General features: G+C 44.7%; 1 protein-coding gene. It reads left to right on the forward strand.

Annotation, left to right across the window (positions count from 1 at the left end; genetic code table 11):
- The first annotated feature begins 487 nt into the window (after positions 1 to 487).
- Positions 488 to 928 (forward strand): hypothetical protein, encoded by a 441-nt coding sequence (locus A4S05_RS42020; protein ID WP_176727102.1) that lies wholly within the window; start codon positions 488 to 490, stop codon positions 926 to 928.
- Positions 929 to 1,130 lie beyond the last annotated feature (202 nt).

The raw sequence follows: 1,130 nt of genomic DNA on the forward strand, positions 1-1,130 counted from the left end.
CCCCTTGATGAAATCTCCACCACCCTGATGACTTTGGTCATGGGAGAATGTAATTAGGTAGGGGGTAGGGGACCCTTTCAAGGGTAGGGGTTTAAGAAAGAGGGAGAAAAGCAGGTAAAATACACAACTGTTGTCAGACCGCAAAAATATGCAAGTCAGATGCGGTGAAGAATGTCAGGGTGTGGGGGGAAAATGCTTTTAGGAAAAAGCGAGGAATTAAGGCAATGGACGAGGAAAGTCATAGAAAAGATGCCGCATCTGTCTAAGTCGCAAGCATTGATACTAGCAATGTGGAGTTTTGGGATAGTGATGACCCAATCTTGCGGACTGACAACAGTATCAGTATTCTTAGCAGAGCTATTGGGAAAAAAGGAAAATACAGTCCGAAGTTGGTCAGTTTTTCTCTGGCTTAGTTACCTGTTTCAAGACTAACTCTCTCAAATGTACTTTATTAGCTCGCCATGACGCGGGTTACACTGACCCCTGGTTGATTCTCACCGATTTACCACCTGACGTTGCGGATGCTTGCTGGTATTCTATGCGCTGTTGGATTGAGTGTCTTTTTAAAGATGGTAAACGCGGCGGTTTTTGTTGGCATTGCACCAAGATTACTCACCCCAGACGCGCCGAGAGACATTGGTTAGCGATGGCTGTTGCTACTCTGTGGCAAGTCAGCGTTGGTGGAGAAGTTGATGCCAATCTACCGATTAGTAGTTTAGATGACTTACCACCAACTCATGTGGCACGACGCAATTTTAAAAATAGTGTCCTCCATCGTTGCTTGAGTTGTTTTCGTCGTGGATTTTTAGTCATTAAGGCCGCTGTTCTCAATCGCCTGCCATTACCTCAAGGTAGTTTTTTTCCTGAGCCTTGGCCCACTTCCCCTCCACAACTTCATGTGTCTCAAATCACTCTCTCTACTGCCTGATTTTTAAACCCCTACCCTTGAAAGCTACCCCCTCTCCCCTACTCCCTCTGAAATCCTATTTGTTTACTTCTTATTCCAGAGACTTAAAAATGCTTGAGAGATGGCTGGGGTAATCTGACTTTGTAAGTGATGTAGTGCATCACGATGATTTTGATTGTTGTCATCATCATACGTGAACAGATTCGTCAGCTTCACAATCTCA

The organism is Nostoc sp. KVJ20 (assembly GCF_001712795.1).
Lineage (GTDB): Bacteria > Cyanobacteriota > Cyanobacteriia > Cyanobacteriales > Nostocaceae > Nostoc.